Raw genomic sequence first — 14,580 nt, forward strand, 5'->3', positions numbered from 1 at the left:
CCGACGTGCTTCACCGTCGGGTCCTTCGTCGTTCTACCGGAAGCACGCGGGATTTGGGAGGAGCGAGCGGTCGGGTGAGGAACGAACCCGCCCGCTCGTGACGGTTCCCACCGCCACTGATCGCCGAAGGCGATGCGCTACCGCCCGTTGCCCGCGGCGCGATCCTCTGCCGGTCGCGGTATGCGCGCCTCGAGACGGGTGCCACCGTCAGGCGGGCTCGTCACGATCAGCCGTCCCCCCATGGTCTCGATCCGGTCGGTGAGGCCGAGCAGGCCTGATCCGTACGGGTCCGCCCCACCGATACCGTCGTCCTCGACGACCGCGATGATCAGGTCCGGCCCAGCCGTGATGATGACCCCGCACCGGGTCGCGCCGGCGTGCTTCGCCACGTTGGTCATTGCCTCGGAGCAGAAGAAGAGCAATGCCCCCTCGAGCGCGTCGGGAAGCCGTCCCACATCGACTCGTACATCGACCTGGAACGGAAGGTGCCCGGCCATGTCACGGACAGCCGCGTCGAGGCCACCCTCGACGAGGGCTGAAGGGCGCACCCCCCGGACGAACCTCGTCAGGTCCTCCTGCGCCTGCATGACCTCCGCACGTACCAGCGTGAGGTGCCGGTCACCTGACAGATCCGCAGTCGCGGCGTGGTCCAGGATGTCGGCGACGCGGGCAAGTCGTCTTTGAGCGCCGCCGGCGAGCTCGTCAGCGATCCGTGCCCGCTCGTCGTCGACGGCTTCAACGATGCGTTGCCTGGACTGCGTGAGGTCGCCGACCCGGGAGCGGATGTCAGCGAGCATCTGCGCGTTGGTCATCGCGAGCCTGGCCGCCGTTGCCACGCCGCTCACCAGCCCGGGGTCCTCGAGCAGCGCCCGGTCGTGGACCAGCACGGCGACATGCCTCCCGTCGTCGTCGATGGGGGTCGCCATGCGACCACCGTCATGCGCCGGCAGCTCGATCGGCTCACCCTGGTCATCGACGTAGGCCGCCCTCTCCGGGATCCAGTAGCCGACCGTGAGCCCGGGGTCGCCCAAGGCTCGCTGCAGCCGTCCGGCCAGCCCGCTCGTATCGGAGGTTTTCCCGAGGTCGGCAACGAGATCACTCAGGGTCGCTTCAGTCCAGCGACCCCACCGTAGGTCGGCAGCCAGCACGACAGCGGCGCCCGCGACGACACCGTCGTATGCCAGCAGGACGGGCACGTCGATGTTCCAGGCCAGTAGCTGGTTGAGGGCGCTCGTCATCAGCACCGCGGAGAACCCGAGGGCTGCCCCCAGGGCCGGGCGTCCCGCCTTGCGGGCGGGGCCCGTGGTGCGCACGAAGACGTCGATCGCCGCTGCGGCGACCAGGAGCGCGAGTGCCAGGGTGAGCGCGGCAGCGGGCACGAACGCCTCGACAACGCCCAGGACGTATGCCGCCCCGATGACGACCGTGACGTAGCGGCGCCTCGCGTGCCCGGTGGGATAGGTGAGGTGCAGCTGCACCAGCGGACCGCGGTGAAGGAAGACGGCTGCGGAGAAGACGCTGCCGACCAGCCACGTCGCCCCGACGAGCAGCATCAGCCGGGCGACCCTGCCGGACCGCATCGACGCCAGGCCGGCGGAGATCACGACCACACCGACCAGCAGGTCGACGACTTGGAGGAACCGACTCCCGACCATGGGTCACCCGGTCACCCGGTCAGCAGGTCCAGCGCAGAGCCGCTGAGCTCGCTCTTGCCGACGAAGCCGCGAGCGGGGCTGGCGGCAACGCGCGCTCCGTAGGATCTGCGCCCGCGAGTTGACGTCAGCACGACCGCACAGTGAGGCGCCGTGTCCGCAATGCGCTCGGACACCGCGAACCCGTCGACGTCCGGCAGAACGACGTCGAGCAGCACGACATCGGGTTGCAGGCGGCCGACCAGCTCAGCACCCGAGGAACCGTCGGCGGCTTCTCCGACGACGTCGTAGCCCTCCGTCTCGAGCAGCGCTCTGGCGAAAGCCCGGAAGCCGGCGTGGTCGTCGATGATCACGAGCGTCGGTGTCATGGCGCCCTCTTCGTCAGGGTCCACGGGTGGCGGGTCCACAGGACCCGGCTCTCACACCGCCAGGACCCCACGGGTGTGAGCGTCAGAGTCCTGCCGACGAACGTGAAGGTAGCGGTCATGGGGCCGCGGCGGTCAGTGCCGGCCGGATAGTTCGCTGTGCTCCTGAGACCGGTCAGCTCGAAAGTGTTGCCGTAGACGCGGTAGCTGCCCACCCATCCCATGCGGGCGATCGCCGTAGGGCTGACTTCGCTCTCGTGCTCCGTCACCACTCCGCCATCGAGAGTGAAGCTCAGGTACCAGGTGCGGGGGTGGTCCTGCGGGACGAAGAGTTCCCTGTTGAGAAGGTATTCACCCAGCTGGCCGTCGCAGAGGTGGCGGTCGGCTGGAGACAGAACCGTCTCGTACGTGCCCTCCGGAACCACCGGCGCGCCCGCCGCAGGGGGTGTCCGGAGGACCCAGGGTTTGGTCGTCCAGATGACGGTCTCGCCGCACGAGCCACCGGTCATGTCGCTGAACCGTAGGGCATTCCCGTCGAAGGACCACCTCGCGTTGAGGCTGTCTATCCGGATCCGGTCGCGCAGGGTGGAGTACGCCCCGTTGTATGCGGACTCCTTGGGCGCAGTCTGGCTGTCGACGCGTTGGCGAATGGTGACCTTGTCGCCTCTCACCTCGAGCGAGAACCAGGACCTTCGACCTGGAGTGCCCTGCCGCGGGCCGCCCGGGCACTGCCATCTGGCATCGTTGTCGAGCGCCATCTCGTAGGTTCCCTCGGGGAACGACCCGCGCGCTGAAACGGCTCCCGGCATAGGACAGACCGAGAGGTCCGGCGGCGCGGCGACGGTGGCCCTGAGAGCAGCGAGCCGGTCGAGCATGCGGGCGTTGTCCGGGTCGACGGCGGCGATCTGGTTGTAGACCGGTTGGACGGCCTGGCGCAGGGCGGCGAGCTGGAGGTCCGACGAGGCCGGGAACGCGACATCCTGACCACACAGCTTGGCGACCGCGGAGACGTCCTCCGTCCGAGCTGCCTCGAGAGCCGCCGGGACCGCAGTCGTTGCGGCCGTGCGCAAGACTTCCCGCTGGGCGTCGGTCAGCCCGCGGTAGGCCGCCTCGTTGAGGACCACGGTCATGGCCGCCGGCCAGAGGTTGAGGTTCGCGGTGACGTATCTCGCCTCGAGTCCGTAGAAGCTGCCGAAGATGCTGTCGACCTGTTGCTCGTAGGCGTCGAGCCCGCTGAGGCTTGCTCCGGACGACATTCGGGTGAGGGTCGCCCCGAGCGCCTTCGCCGTGGCCTCCGGTATGTCGCCGCCCTGGACTCCGAGTTCGGCGCCCCAGAAGTCCACGGGCTCCCGGAACGGCCTGCGCACCCCGAGCACCTTGCGCATCGGACCCGGCAGGACGGCGACCGCCATCAAGCCGTGCCCCTCGAGGCTGCGCGCCATCTCGAGCGGGATGCCCTCCGAGAAGATGCGATCCTGCATGTCGTGGCTGTCGACGAGCAGCGGGGCAACCAGCGGCTGGAACGAGGTCACCCCGATCAGGTCGAGCGACCGCACGCCGACCCAGGCACCCGGCACGCGACCGCTCGTCACGTCTTCGAGGGTGTTCTTCTCGAACAAGATCTCGCCCTGACGCCAGTCGTCGTTGAAGTGAAGGCGCAGGGCCCCGTGCGACTGCTTCTCCACCTCTGACGCATACGCCTGCACCTGCGCGGGCGCAGCGTTGTCAGGCTGGGCGATCTCCAGCACGGTCACCTCTTGGAGGCCACGGCCGCCGGCCCGGTCCGGTTCCGTGGTGGTGCACCCGGCGGCGACCACGGCCACGGCGGCCAGGAGCGCCCAGGTCGATCTCTTCACCAAGCAGCCGGCCGTCATGACAGTCGGCATGACTCCTGCGGTCGATGTCGTGCTTCGGATCATGGCCGGCACGTCCCTTCGGTGCCACAACGGTCCATTGTCTCGCTCCCAGGCCAGTGTCGTCCGGTCAATCGATCGAGCGAATCAGTGCCAACCCTGAGTCGCGAGGCTCGTCCTGGGTGGACGCTGGGTGACATGAGGGGTCCGCAGAGGGCGCGACGTGCGTTCGTCCCGGCGGCCGGGGGCGTCGCAGGCGGGCACGCGCCACGACGGGCGATGTCCGTCGATGCCGCACAGATCTTTCGGTCGGCCGTGACGCTGGGCATCACCGCTGGTCTCGCGTGGCTCACGGCACGCGTCGTGGCCGCGTCGCCGGGCTTCTCCGACAGCGGTGAGTCAGTTCGCTCCGAACTCGCCTTCTTCTGCACTGTGTCCTGGCTCGTGACCGTCGGAATCGTCCATCGGCTTGCCAGACCGGTGAATCCGTTCGGCTGGCTGCTGATCCTCGTCGCGAGCCTCATGCTTACGACCGAGTGGGACATCCCTGGTGCCGCAACGGCTGGATTCCTGTCTGCGGCAGTGTTTTCGGTGGGGCTGCCTCTCGCTGTCGCCGTTCCTGTCGCCGCGACCTGGACGGTGTTTGCCTTCCCATCCGGACACATCGACTCGCGTGCGGAGCGTTACCTGCTCGCGGCGGGAGCCCTCGTGCTCGTCGGTGCACTGGGACTCGTGCCCATGCTGTTCTTCGACCCGCAGGCCCTGGGCTGCTCGGACTGCCCGAGGAATCTTCTTCTGGTGCTTGACGACCCGGACGTGGCAGCAACATCCGCGCGACTGGCGATGATCGCCGCGCTCGCGTGGGCGATCGTCACCATGGTCGTCCTGGCCGTCGGCCTCGTGCGCATGAGTCCCGCGTCGCGACGGGCGCGTGGCGCGGTGTGGACGATCGGCTTCCTGTACCTGGCGGCGGTCGTGGCGCACCTCGTCATGAGCCTGGATCGCGGCTTCGTGGGAGGTTCGGCGGCGGAACAGGCTCTCTGGTGGGCGCAGCTCGTGGGTCTGGCCGCACTGGCAGCCGCGGTGGCGTTCAGCCTGCTGCGATCTCGTGCCATGCGCCGGGGTGTCACGGGCCTCGTCGTCGACCTGCACCGGGAAGCCGCCGCCGGAGGTATGCGTGAGGCGCTGGCCGCGTGGCTGCACGACCCATCGCTCCTCGTGGCCTATCCCGTCGACGGCACCTACCGCGACGTCCACCTCGCGGCGGTGGACGTGACGGCCGGGTCGGGACGAGCCACCAGCCGCCTCGAGCACGACGGCGACGAGATCGCCGTGCTGGTGCACCTGCCGGGCCTGCTCGACAACCCGGATGCGGTCCGTGAGGTCGTGACCGCAGCCCGGTTGGGGCTCGAGAACGAGCGGTTGCGCGCCGAGGGGCTCGCCCAGGTGCGCGCCCTCGCGGGGTCGCGTCTCCGCATCATCGAGGCAGGCGACCGCGAACGGCGTCGGCTGGAGCGCGACCTTCACGACGGTGCGCAACAACGTCTCGTCGGTCTTCTGCTGGGCCTACGCCTGCTGCGGGCGAGCATCGGGAAGGACCAGCCCGAGGTGGCAAAGACGGTGGATGTGGCGGAGGCCGAGGTTCAGGGTGCCGTGCGCGATCTCCGGGAGCTGGCCGCGGGGTTGTTCCCGAACGTCTTGGTGACCGAAGGGCTCGCAGGCGCGTGGGAGGCGCTGAGCGAAACACTGTCTCTGCAGGTCGTGGCCGCCCCGGAGGGGCGGCTTCCGACGGCGGTCGAGGCGACGGCATACGTCGTCGTCGCAACCGCTGCGGCACATGGGCCCACGACGGTTCGCGCGACATGCGACGGGGGCTGGCTCCGTGTCTGCGCGGACGTCGCGGATGCCAGCCTGGGCTTCTCAGGTCTCGAGGACCGGGTGGCCGCCATCGGCGGGCGCATCGAGTTGACGCACGTGGACGGCGGCAGCCGCGTCGACCTGGCGCTGCCGCTCAGGCTGGACGTGTCCCCTGACGCGGAACCCGCCGATGGCGTGCGGACGTGAGTCGACGATGCCCCTTGACCGTCGCAGAGGGATGATCCACTCCTCGGGGGCAAGCCTGCTCGGACTCAACCCCAAGTGCGCGGACGGCGGGGCTGACACACTGGCACGGGGACCAGGGCGACCGCCGAGATCGGTGTCGACTGGCCTCCGAGCGGAGGTGGCATGCGAGCCGTTGTTGCGGACGACACACTCCTGACGCGCGAGGGCGTCGTCGCCCTGTTGCGGTCCGGCGGGGTCGATGTCGTGGGCCAGGCGGCCGACGCCTCGGCGCTCCTCCACCTGGTGCGAGCCCACCGTCCGGACGTCTGCGTCGTCGACATCCGCATGCCTCCGACGCATACCGACGAGGGCCTGGTCGCGGCAGCCACGATCCGGTCCGAGTTCCCGGCCACCGGCGTGCTGGTGCTGTCCCACTACGTCGAGTCGGCGTACGCGTTGCGTCTCATCGAGGACCAGCCCGAGGGCATCGGCTACATCCTCAAGGAGAGGATCTACTCGGGCGACGTCCTCGTCGACAGCCTGCGGCGGGTGGCGGAGGCGGAGACGGTGATCGACCCGACGATCGTCGCGCGCCTCCTGCACAAGCACCGCGACGCGGACCCGCTCGACGAGCTCAGCGTGCGTGAGCGCGAGGTGCTTGCTCTCGTCGCTGAGGGCCTGACCAACCAGGGCATCAGTAGGCGGCTGTTCATCACCGACCGCACGGTCGAGGCGCATGTCCGCCAGATCTTCACGAAGCTGGGGCTCGACGAGTCGCCGGAGAGCAACCGCCGGGTCCTGGCCGTCCTGACCTTCCTGCGCAGCGCCTGACGCCGGGACAGGTCAGGCCCCATGGGCCTGGCCGACGCCTGGTCGCGGACGCGCGGTTGATGCGCATTTCACAGCCTTTTGCGACGCCGCGATGCGGGGAAACCCCAAGACCGCGGTGCGCGGTCAAGTGCTACTCCGCATGTGCGCCAGGCCTCCCTGAGACGACTCTGGACGTGGATCACCCGGCGCGAGCCGCGACATCGATCCCGACCCACATCGCTTGACCCACAAGCGAACTCATCCAGGAGATGATCATGAACGTTCGCACCGCCACCGTCTCACTCGTCGCCTTCGGCCTGTTGGCACTGCCCGTCGCCGCTACCGCCTCGCCGGTTCCGGATCCACCGTCACGGCAGACGTCCGACATGGTCCAGGTGGCGATCGACGAGCTGACCGAGGCCTACGCGCAGGCGCGGCCCTCGGACAGACGCGGCATCCACAACGAGATCGTCCTGCTGACCAACGTCGGTCACGCAGCGCTCTGAGAGATGCAAGGAGCGTGGTGGGTCGCCGGCACCCGGTGCCGGCGACCCACCACGGACCCGCGCGGATGCATCCTCCGGCACGCTCCCTGTTCGCCCGGCCGGCCCTCCTCCTGCGTTCCACGCCTCCACCTGGACGAACCGCCCGGTATGCCGTTCGGTTGCATCGGCAGGAAAGGTGGCTCGGGTGCCCGGTGACGGGGGACGAGCGGCATACGCGATCACTGTTGGCAGGGCCCTCCACCGCAAATTCCTTGACGAGCTGCGATCCCAGGACCCACGCTCGGAAACGGCAGAGTGGGAGGGAGGCGCCGTGCGCGAGCTGCCGTCCGGGACGGTGTCGATGCTGTTCTCCGACATCGAGGGGTCGACGCTGATGCTGAGCCGTCTGGGGCGCCGGTACACGGAGGCCCTGGACAAGCACCGGGACGTGCTGCGTTCGGCATGGGCCGCCCACGGGGGCACGGAGATGGGCACCGAGGGGGACAGCTTCTTCGTCGTGTTCCCCACCGCCGAGGGCGCGGTGAGCGCCGCCGTCCAGGCCCAGCGCGGACTGGACACCCAGCCGTGGCCCGGGGACGAGCGCGTACGCGTACGCATGGGCATCCACACGGGGTCACCGCAGGTCCACCACGACGACTACGTCGGGATGGACGTGCACCGCGCGGCCCGCATCGCCTCCTCTGCCCACGGGGGGCAGGCCGTCCTGTCGTCGGTCTCGGCGGGGCTCGCTCGGGGCGCTCTTCCCGACGGCGTCGGACTGCGGGACCTCGGCAGCCACCGCCTCAAGGACATCCCGGAGCCGGAGCGGCTCTTCCAGCTCACGGTCGACGGCCTGCAGAACGACTTCCCGGCGCTCAGGACCCTCGGCGCTGCGACCCGCCTGCCGATCCCGACGACCCACCTGGTCGGACGTGAAGAGGCGGTAGAGGAACTGGTCGACCTAGTGCGGTCGCCCGAGGTCCGACTGGTCACGCTCAGCGGACCCGGAGGATCGGGCAAGACGCGACTCGCGACGGAGGTGGCGACCAACCTCGTGACGGCCTTTCCCGACGGGGTCTACTTCGTGCCCCTGGCGGCGGCCACCACCCCCGAGGTGACGTGGACGACGCTCGGCGACGTGCTCGAGGTGCCGCGGAGCAGCCGCCTGCCACCGCGACTGTTCGAGCAGGTGGCGAACCGGACGGCCCTCTTCGTCCTGGACAACCTCGAGCAGCTCAGCGACGCCGACGAGGTCGTCTCGGAGCTGCTGCAGGCGGCGCCCCGAGCAGCGGTCGTGGCCACCTCGCGTCGACCGCTGGCCGTGCCGGGGGAGCACCTCTACCCGGTCCTGCCCCTCGGCCTGCCGACCGGTTCGACGGTGGCTGCCGTCGAGAGGTCCCCGGCGGTGCAGCTGTTCCTGCAGCAGGCCCGTAGCGTGCGCCCGGACTTCCGGCTGACGCCGGAGAACGTCGACGCGGTCGTCGCCATCTGCCGGCGCCTGGACGGGCTACCGCTGGCCATCGAGCTGTCCGCCGCGCGGACCCGTCTGCTCGGTCCGCAGGCGCTCCTGCGTCGGATCGACACGACGCTCGACCTCGCGTCGATGAGCAGGCACGGCCCGATGAGGCACCGGACGCTGCGCGAGACCATCGCCTGGTCCTACGACCTGCTCCCCGGGCGTCATCAGGCGTTCTTCCGGCGGCTGGGGGTGTTCGCAGGCGGGGCAGACCTCGAGGCGGTGAGGGCGGTCGCGCTCCCCGCCGGGTCGGGGGACCCGCCCAGCGAGCCCCTGGACCTCGTCGCCGACCTCGTCGACGCCAGTCTCGCGCTCGTGTCCGAGGCGCCCGACGGCGAGCCGCGCATCACCCTCCTGGAGACGATCCGATCCTTCGCACTGGCGGAGCTGCGCGGCACGGGTCAGCTCGACGAGGCACGCTCCGCGCACGCCGACCACTACCTGGAGGTCGCCGAGAGCCTCAGGGTGACGCGCGACTCCGACCACCTCCTCGCCCTCGGCCAGGCGGAGGCCGAGCTCGACAACTTCCGTGAGGCCCTGGGGTGGGGGCTTCGCCATGGCGGGGCGACCGAGGGCCTGGATCTCGCCGCGACCTCGACCGCGCTCCGGTTGTCGACGTCGCTCGGATGGCTCTGGTACACGGGTGGATACGTCATCGAGGGATGCCGTTGGTTGGAGCTGGCTCTCGAGCGCGCCGGGAGCGCGCCGTCGGGGGAGCTCGCCGCATGCCTCGGGACCTACGCCAACCTCCTGATCGCGCGGGGTGAGGCCGATCGCAGCGCTGAGTACGCCATGCAGAGCCTGTCCATGGCGCGCGCGGTCGCCGACGAGGAGCGGGAGGCCTTCGCGATGGGGGTCCTCGGGACGGCGCAGCTGCACCAGGGGGACATCCACTCCGCCCATCGGACGTTCGAGGAGTCCCTCTCGCTGCACCGGCGGATCGGCAACCAGTCGAGGCTCACCCGTGCCCTGGGCAACCTCGCCGGGGTCGAGGAGGAGCTGGGCCACTACGCACGCGCCGAGGAGCTGACCCACGAGGCGCTCGAGATCGTCCGGGAGGCCGGCGATGAGCACGAGTCAGCGGTCCAGGGCCAGAACCTCGCCAACCTCCTGGCGGCGAGCGGGCGGGCGGAGGAGGCCGGCCGGCTCGCACAGTCGCTCGTCGACCAGGTCGTGCGGCTGCGCAGCCCGAACCTCACGATGGCCTTCGCCAACACCTACATGACCATCCTCATCGGGCTCGGGGATCCGGTGGGCGCCGCGCACCTGATCGGAGCCGAGGAGGCCATGAGGGACCGTCTCTCGCTGCCGAACCCCTACCGGGACGAGGAGCGGGCCGAGGCCTGGACCGCGGTGGAGGGGCACATCTCCGCCGAGGACTGGGCGCGCGAGATCCGGACCGGGCGGGAGTCCTTGGTGGAGGACCTGCTCCTCGGACTCGACGACGGCTGACCCCCGCCGACCGGCGTCCACCGCCGGGTGCAGTCGCGTCCGATCGACGCACAGGCAGGCACGTCGGAGACCCGAACCCGAGCTGCACGGTTCGGGACGCCACGTGGCGTCTCGTGGTGGCGCACCACTGGCAGGATGTGCGGCATGACCACGGACGTCCCCCTCAGCGTGCGCACCCCCTCACCCCTGGGCGAGTTCCTCCGCGCGCGCCGGCACGAGCTGGCCCCCGAGGAGGTCGGCATCAAGCGGGCCAAGGGTCGGCGCCGGGTGGGCCTCAGCCGCACCGAGGTGGCCGAGCTCGCGAACGTCTCCGTGGCGTACTACGACATCATCGAGCGCGGCCGCGACCTGCGTCCGAGCCAGAGCGTCATCGACGGCCTCGCCCGTGCCCTCAAGCTCAACGCCGACGGGCGCGCGCACCTGCACGCGCTCGCGACGGGCGCCCCGTCGCGGCGGCCGCAGGCGCACGAGGAGCTGACCGAGGAGCTCGAGGAGCTGCTCGACTCGATCGACCCGAACCCGGCCTACGTCGTCGGCGCTCGCTGGGACGTGCTCGGCGCCAACCACACCGCCTGCCAGCTGTTCACGGACTGGGAGAGCAAGCGGAGCAAGCGCGAGCGCAACCTGCTCTGGTTCTACTGCTGCGACCCGGCGGCCCGGAGCCTCTTCGTGGACTGGGAGCAGGAGGCGGCCGACCAGCTCGCGCTCTTCCGCGAGGCGTACGCGCGGCACCCGGACGACCCGTCGTTCAAGCGGATCCTCGATGAGATCTTCAAGACCAACCCGGACACCGTCGAGTGGTGGGAGCGGCACGACTCCGACCCGACCCGCGGCCGCACCAAGCGGATCCGCCTCGACACCGGCCAGGTGATCCAGCTGCGCCAGCTCGTGCTCCAGGTGCTCGACGAGCCGGACATCCGCATCATCAGCTACTTCGCCGACGTCGACGGGGACCTCGACGACGTCGAGCTCGACGCGTAGCCGAGGGTCGCCGGTCGGGTTGTCCCGGTGAGCCGTCCGCGCCAGAGCGCCCCGACCCTCGAGGTCGGGGCGCTCTGGCGGCCCACTAGCGAGCGATGACGGGCCACGCCCGCCAGTCGTCCGGCAGGACCGCCCGAACCACGAGGGGGTCCTGACTCGTCTCGTTGACCCAGTCGTAGGCGGCTTCGGCGTCCTTCGGTACGGACCTCAGCGTCCAGGTCCGTCCTCGGTCGCTGCTGAGCAACGCGGTGAGCGGCGTGCCAGCGACCACGTCCTCCTCGGTGCTCAGGTACCAGCCGATCGTGCCGTCCACGGCGTCCTCGACGAACGCCCGCGTCGGGCTCGCCACGAGCTCGTAGAGCTCGGGGCGCAGGAGGGTGCCGTCCGACTGCTCGACGACGGCCTGCCCGGTGTCCAGGATTCCCCACCAGCCGGCCTGATTGGTGATGGCCCAGGCCCCGGTCGGCAGATCGTCGACCGGGACCAGGACGTTCGCTGACAGGTCGACCACACAGATGCGCCAAGGCTGGTCCGGGCAGGTGACGTGCGGTCGCCCTATGGCCGACTGCATGTCCGTGGTGCGTACCGGGTCGACGGCAAGTGTCACGGGTGCGGCCAGGCGGGGGGACGCTGCGACGGTTCGCCACAGGGCCGGGTGCTGCGGCGAGGCCAGACGAAGGACCCAGACGCCACCGCCGGCGTACCTCAGGTCGTCACCGTCCCCGGGCGGTAGGAGCTGCTGACGTCCCGTGCCGTCCGTGACTTCCCAGGCGTCCACGAGCAGTGCCGGGTCGCACTTCGTCACCGTGAGGGTGTCATTGCTGCACTGTTGCCAGTCACGGATGACGAACTGTCCGGATCGTTCTGGGGCGATGCGCGTCCACCGAATGGTGGCGTTGCGACCGTTGACGATCTGCTCGGGGGGCCGGGCCGTGGCAGCCACAGAGGTCGGCGGATGCGTGGCGGGCAGCGCCCGAGGGCGACCTGACGTCGAGCTCAGCGCGATGACGGACACGACGGCGGCGAGACCGACGGCCGTGACAGTGGTACCGACGCGACGCACGCGCCGGGTCCGCGCCCGGCGGGTGATCCCCTCGAACGCCGGCTCCTCGACCCGCTGGGCCACTTCGTCGACGAGTGACGTGAGGTCAGACATGGTCGGCTCCTTCCCGGTCCGAGAGCAGGTCGGCCAGCGCGACCCGTCCGCGCGACAGACGCGCCTTGACGGTGCCCTCGGCCACGTTGAGCTCCGAGGCCACGGTCGCGACGGGCAGGTCGATGACGTAGTGCAGGACGAAGGTCTCGCGCAGGACCGGGGTCAGGCGTCCGAGGGCGGCGACCAGCGCCACGTGGTCGGGGTCGAGCCCGAAGCCGTCGTCCGGCGCGGCCGCGCTGGACTGCGACAGGACACGACGGGCGAGCGCGCGGCGCCGCCACCCCTTGCGGATCCGGTTGAGGGCCACGGTGCGCAGCCACGCCTCCGGCCTGTCCATCTCGAGGAAGCGGCGTCGGTGGTAGACCGCCTGAACGAACGCCTCCTGCACGGCGTCCTCCGCGTCTCCGCGGTTGCCGCACAGGGCATACAGCTGCCCGACGAGTCTTCGGTACGACGCGTCGTAGATGACCCGGATCGGGTCCTCGTCCTCGGGCATGGCCCACCTCGGTTCCCGCTGATCAATCCTGACAGCGGAACAGTCCCTGCCGAGGTCGTTTGGTTGCGTCCGAGCACGCGAGAGCGCCCCGACCCACGAACGGTCGAGGCGCCCCGGTCAGGGAGTCGGTGGTGTCAGCGTTTGCGGGTGCCGAAGATGCTGCGGGTGATCTCGCGGCCGATGACGGTGCCCGCCGAGCGGAGCATCGACTTGAACGCCGAGCTCCCGGCGACCTGCTCGATGATGCTGGGCTCCTCCTTGGGCGCGCGCTTCGACGCGGGCACGGGCGCAGGGGTCGGGGCGGCGGGGGTCGGCGCGGGCGCAGCCGGGGCGGCAGGAGCCGCCTGGAGCCGGGCCGCCAGCTTCTCGTACGCCGACTCGCGGTCGACGACGTCGGCGTACTTCGTCCTGAGCTGGGACGCGGCGGTCACCGCGTCCATCGTCGCGGGCGACGAGGGGTCCATGAGCGAGTTCGGGGCCTTCATCCGGGTCCACGCGACGGGCGTCGGCACGCCCTTGTCGGACAGGACGGTCACGACGGCCTCGCCGATGCCGAGGCTCGTGAGGAGCTTCTCCATGTCGTAGGCCGTGTGCGGGTAGGTGGCGATGGCCTGCTTGAGCGCCTTCGCGTCGTCGGGGGTGAACGCTCGCAGGGCGTGCTGGACGCGGTTGCCGAGCTGGGCGAGGACTCCGGACGGGACGTCCTTGGGCGACTGGGTGACGAAGAAGACGCCGACGCCCTTGGACCGGATGAGCCGGACGGTCTGCTCGATGGCCTGCAGGAACGCCTTGCTCGCGTCGTTGAAGAGCAGGTGCGCCTCGTCGAAGAAGAAGACGAGCTTCGGCTTGTCGACGTCGCCCTCCTCGGGCAGGTCGTGGAAGAGGTCGGCGAGCATCCACATGAGGAACGTCGAGAACAGCTGCGGGCGGTCCTGCACCTGCGGCAGCTCGAGGCAGGAGATGATCCCCTTGCCGTCGGCGGTGGTGCGCAGCAGGTCGCCGGTCTCGAACTCGGGCTCGCCGAAGAAGGCGCCGGCGCCCTGGTCCTCGAAGGTGATGAGGTTGCGCAGGATGACGCCGGCCGTCGCGCTCGAGAGCCCGCCGAGGTCCTTGAGGTCGGCCTTGCCCTCGTCGGACGTCAGGTGGCTGATGACGGCGCGGAGGTCCTTGAGGTCGAGGAGCGCGAGGCCGTTCTTGTCGGCGTAGTGGAAGATCAGCCCGAGGCTGCTCTCCTGCGTGTCGTTGAGGCCGAGGACCTTGCTGAGCAGGGTCGGGCCGAAGCTCGTGATCGTGGCGCGGACCGAGATGCCGTCACCCTTGCCGCCGAGCGAGTAGAACTCCGTGGGGTATGCCGTCCCCGTCCACGGCATGCCGACGTCGGCCGCGCGGCTGGTGATCTTGTCGCCGCCCTCGCCTGGGCTCGCGAGGCCGGACAGGTCGCCCTTCATGTCGGCGAGGAAGACCGGGACACCCTGGTCGGCGAGCTGTTCGGCCATGAGCTGGAGGGTCTTCGTCTTGCCGGTGCCGGTCGCGCCCGCGACGAGCCCGTGGCGGTTGAGGACGCTGAGCGGGATCTGCACGGGGGCGTCGGCGTGGGCCTGGCCGTCGACGACCGCGGCGCCCAGCTTGAGCACCCCGCCGTCGAACGCGTAGCCCGCCCGGATCTCGTCGATCTGGGTCGTGTCGCCGGTCCCCTGGGCTCCTGAGGCGTCAGTCTCGGTCACGGTTCGAACTCTAGTGGCCGGTCGTCCACGTTCGACGCCTATGCTGA

11 protein-coding genes are annotated in these 14,580 nt (G+C 70.2%); 5 read left to right on the forward strand and 6 right to left on the reverse strand.

Translation table 11 applies throughout. From position 1 onward, the window contains the following. Positions 1–137: 137 nt before the first annotated feature. From ASG96_RS01195 to ASG96_RS01205, 3 genes are read right to left on the reverse strand one after another with little or no spacing between them, the layout of a single operon-like run. Positions 138–1,655, reverse strand: a complete 1,518-nt coding sequence (locus tag ASG96_RS01195; RefSeq protein WP_057586090.1) for a sensor histidine kinase — start codon at positions 1,653–1,655, stop codon at positions 138–140. 11 nt (positions 1,656–1,666) lie between these two features. Further along, positions 1,667–2,020 carry a response regulator transcription factor gene (locus ASG96_RS01200; RefSeq protein WP_056761406.1) on the reverse strand — a complete coding sequence of 118 codons (354 nt, stop codon included), beginning with the start codon at positions 2,018–2,020 and terminating at the stop codon, positions 1,667–1,669. Beyond that, the gene (locus ASG96_RS01205) at positions 2,017–3,834 is read right to left on the reverse strand and encodes a TRAP transporter substrate-binding protein (protein ID WP_162261998.1); all 1,818 of its coding nucleotides are present in this window, start codon (positions 3,832–3,834) and stop codon (positions 2,017–2,019) included. The genes ASG96_RS01200 and ASG96_RS01205 overlap by 4 nt, the downstream gene beginning before the upstream one ends. A gap of 315 nt (positions 3,835–4,149) precedes the next feature. Between ASG96_RS01205 and ASG96_RS01210 the strand changes: the two genes are divergently transcribed. From ASG96_RS01210 to ASG96_RS01230, 5 genes are all read left to right on the forward strand, one after another. Beyond that, positions 4,150–5,934 (forward strand): histidine kinase, encoded by a 1,785-nt coding sequence (locus ASG96_RS01210; RefSeq protein ID WP_057586094.1) that lies wholly within the window; start codon positions 4,150–4,152, stop codon positions 5,932–5,934. Between the two features lie 162 nt (positions 5,935–6,096). Further along, on the forward strand, positions 6,097–6,744 hold the full coding sequence (locus ASG96_RS01215; protein ID WP_057586096.1) for a response regulator transcription factor: 648 nt from the start codon (positions 6,097–6,099) through the stop codon (positions 6,742–6,744). 254 nt (positions 6,745–6,998) lie between these two features. Beyond that, entirely contained in the window at positions 6,999–7,229 is a 231-nt protein-coding gene (locus ASG96_RS01220) for a hypothetical protein (protein ID WP_157610587.1), read from the forward strand. A gap of 310 nt (positions 7,230–7,539) precedes the next feature. Continuing rightward, positions 7,540–10,176: an adenylate/guanylate cyclase domain-containing protein gene (locus ASG96_RS01225; protein ID WP_057586098.1), complete on the forward strand. Its 2,637-nt coding sequence runs from the start codon at positions 7,540–7,542 to the stop codon at positions 10,174–10,176. 144 nt (positions 10,177–10,320) lie between these two features. Continuing rightward, positions 10,321–11,157, forward strand: coding sequence for a helix-turn-helix transcriptional regulator (locus ASG96_RS01230; RefSeq protein ID WP_056761426.1), 837 nt, complete (start codon positions 10,321–10,323; stop codon positions 11,155–11,157). Between the two features lie 85 nt (positions 11,158–11,242). Here ASG96_RS01230 and ASG96_RS01235 read toward each other — a convergent pair whose 3' ends face one another. The 3 genes from ASG96_RS01235 to ASG96_RS01245 all read right to left on the reverse strand — a co-directional run bounded on the left by ASG96_RS01235 (position 11,243) and on the right by ASG96_RS01245 (position 14,533). After that, on the reverse strand, positions 11,243–12,313 hold the full coding sequence (locus tag ASG96_RS01235; RefSeq protein WP_057586105.1) for a hypothetical protein: 1,071 nt from the start codon (positions 12,311–12,313) through the stop codon (positions 11,243–11,245). Next, a complete protein-coding gene (locus tag ASG96_RS01240) occupies positions 12,306–12,809 on the reverse strand; it encodes an RNA polymerase sigma factor (RefSeq protein ID WP_057586107.1) in 504 nt (167 codons plus the stop codon). The genes ASG96_RS01235 and ASG96_RS01240 overlap by 8 nt, the downstream gene beginning before the upstream one ends. A gap of 134 nt (positions 12,810–12,943) precedes the next feature. Further along, positions 12,944–14,533 carry a helicase HerA-like domain-containing protein gene (locus tag ASG96_RS01245; protein WP_057586109.1) on the reverse strand — a complete coding sequence of 530 codons (1,590 nt, stop codon included), beginning with the start codon at positions 14,531–14,533 and terminating at the stop codon, positions 12,944–12,946. Positions 14,534–14,580: the final 47 nt, after the last annotated feature.

Origin of the sequence: Terrabacter sp. Soil810 (assembly GCF_001429645.1) — a bacterium.
Taxonomy (GTDB): domain Bacteria; phylum Actinomycetota; class Actinomycetes; order Actinomycetales; family Dermatophilaceae; genus Terrabacter.

What these genes read in the sequence shown, in the direction of transcription:
- ASG96_RS01195 (WP_057586090.1), bottom strand. Translation starts at nt 1,655, where the DNA reads ATGGTCGGGAGTCGGTTCCTCCAAGTCGTCGACCTGCTGGTCGGTGTG.
- ASG96_RS01200 (WP_056761406.1), bottom strand. Translation starts at nt 2,020, where the DNA reads ATGACACCGACGCTCGTGATCATCGACGACCACGCCGGCTTCCGGGCT.
- ASG96_RS01210 (WP_057586094.1), top strand. Translation starts at nt 4,150, where the DNA reads ATGTCCGTCGATGCCGCACAGATCTTTCGGTCGGCCGTGACGCTGGGC.
- ASG96_RS01215 (WP_057586096.1), top strand. Translation starts at nt 6,097, where the DNA reads ATGCGAGCCGTTGTTGCGGACGACACACTCCTGACGCGCGAGGGCGTC.
- ASG96_RS01220 (WP_157610587.1), top strand. Translation starts at nt 6,999, where the DNA reads ATGAACGTTCGCACCGCCACCGTCTCACTCGTCGCCTTCGGCCTGTTG.
- ASG96_RS01230 (WP_056761426.1), top strand. Translation starts at nt 10,321, where the DNA reads ATGACCACGGACGTCCCCCTCAGCGTGCGCACCCCCTCACCCCTGGGC.
- ASG96_RS01235 (WP_057586105.1), bottom strand. Translation starts at nt 12,313, where the DNA reads ATGTCTGACCTCACGTCACTCGTCGACGAAGTGGCCCAGCGGGTCGAG.
- ASG96_RS01240 (WP_057586107.1), bottom strand. Translation starts at nt 12,809, where the DNA reads ATGCCCGAGGACGAGGACCCGATCCGGGTCATCTACGACGCGTCGTAC.